The following is a 1,892-nucleotide window of genomic DNA, read 5'->3' as shown; positions in this document are numbered from 1 at the left end:
TACACATAGTATGTAATAATAGGGGGGTGCCCCAATTTCTTGATACGATTCTTCAAGTGAGTCGCATAGATACGCATTTTTAGTTAGTATGTGCGGCTTTATCGTTGTATCAAGAGCGCGCTTGATTTTCATGTTTATTGACTCCCACTGCCACCTTGATCGTCTGAAATTAGCTCCATATGAAGGCGACTTGTCGCTTGCAATTTCAGCTGCCAAAGAAAACCTTGTAGACAAATTGCTTTGTGTCGCAATTGACCTGGAGCATATTGAAGAAGTGCTTCAGATTGCAGCTAAATTTCCCGATGTCTATGCTTCGGTTGGCGTGCACCCAGGTAGTACCGATTGTGAAGAGCCCACTATTGAACGCCTATTATCGCTTGCTGAGCGTGAAAAAGTCATTGCGATTGGAGAGTCGGGGCTGGATTACTATTATGGCCTGGAGCATAAAGATCTTCAGCTGGAAAGATTCAAGCGTCATTTAATTGCCAGTAAAGAATGTCGAAAACCAATTATTGTTCATACTAGAGATGCGAAGGAAGATACGCTAAACCTCATTGGCCAATACTCAGCCCCTGATGTCGCGGGAGTGCTGCATTGTTTTACTGAAGATTGGGATATGGCCTCCAGAGCGATGGATCATAACTTTTATATCTCATTCTCAGGTATTGTTACGTTTAAGAATGCTGTAGAGCTAAAGGATGTTGCTAAGCGAGTCCCATTAGAGCGCATGCTGATAGAGACGGACTCTCCTTATCTCGCGCCGGTTCCGTATCGTGGCAAGCCAAATGAGCCTAAGTATGTACCTGAGGTTGCCAAATATATTGCACAGTTAAAGGGCTGCAGCGTAGAAGAGGTTGCTGAGGTCACAAGTGAGAACTTTAAGAAACTGTTTAGACTCTAGCGAATTATCATAAAGGTTGAATGGAATGGAGTTAGGCCCTTTTAGTATTCAAACCGATAAATTGCGTTTGTCGGGTTATAAAAATAGTGTACGTCATGGTGTGCCGGTTATCGCACTGCATGGATGGCTCGACAATGCGGCTTCGTTTCTACCCCTATGCAACTACCTAAATCTAGATCGTCCCTTCTATGCAGTCGAAATGGCTGGGCATGGTTGGAGCGAGCATAGGCCAAGTTCGTCGTCTTATCATTTAGTCGATAATGTGGTGGATATTGCCGTGTTTATAGATTCTGTGCTCGAACAGATTGATGATGCGGGCGAGAAAGTTACCTTGATTGGTCATTCGTTAGGTGGGATTGTGTGTTCGTTTTTAGCTGCATCAATGCCAGAAAAGGTTGATAAACTAATTCTATTAGATAGTTTAGGGCCTCTAACAGACGAAATAGAAAATGTATTGCCACAGCTTAAAAAAGCGGTAGCAAAGGCTGCTCAGACGCGAGAGAGTAAAAAGACCATTTACCCAACTAAAGAAATGGCTATTCGCGTTCGAATGATGGGGATTGGAAAAGTATCAAAAGAAGCAGCGCAGCTGTTAATTGAGCGAGGTACAGAGGAGGTAGAAGGTGGTTATATTTGGCGCTCAGACCCGAAATTACTAGCCCCTTCTATGGTACGGTTTTCTGAAAAACAAGTTGAAGTTGTGTTAAATGGTATCGAATGTCCGGTCTTTGTTTTATGTGGTAAACAAGGGTATTTCTCGGATGCTCAGAGGACTCAAAAACGGGTATCTTATTTTAAGGATGTTACGCGCTTTGACCTAGAAGGTGGGCATCACTTCCACATGGATGGTGATGTTGCAGCAACAGCGGAGTTAATTGATGAAATTATCGATAAGTAAAAAGAGTCTGGTTTTCACTTTATTGCTATCTTTTTTCTTGGTACAGGATGTGCTGAGTTCAGGCTTGGAAAATTATAAGGCTGTCTCTTTAGA

At 42.9% G+C, this 1,892-nt stretch carries 2 protein-coding genes; both read left to right on the top strand.

Translation table 11 applies throughout. The features are described 5' to 3' along the window. Positions 1-130: 130 nt before the first annotated feature. Positions 131-901, top strand: coding sequence for a TatD family hydrolase (locus tag A3729_RS06560; protein ID WP_068508560.1), 771 nt, complete (start codon positions 131-133; stop codon positions 899-901). Between the two features lie 25 nt (positions 902-926). Next, a complete protein-coding gene (locus A3729_RS06555; protein ID WP_068513671.1) occupies positions 927-1,799 on the top strand; it encodes an alpha/beta fold hydrolase in 873 nt (290 codons plus the stop codon). Positions 1,800-1,892 lie beyond the last annotated feature (93 nt).

The organism is Oleiphilus sp. HI0043 (assembly GCF_001634935.1).
This window is presented reverse-complemented; position numbering and strand designations above follow the sequence as displayed.

What these genes read in the sequence shown, in the direction of transcription:
- A3729_RS06560 (WP_068508560.1), top strand. Translation starts at nt 131, where the DNA reads ATGTTTATTGACTCCCACTGCCACCTTGATCGTCTGAAATTAGCTCCA.
- A3729_RS06555 (WP_068513671.1), top strand. Translation starts at nt 927, where the DNA reads ATGGAGTTAGGCCCTTTTAGTATTCAAACCGATAAATTGCGTTTGTCG.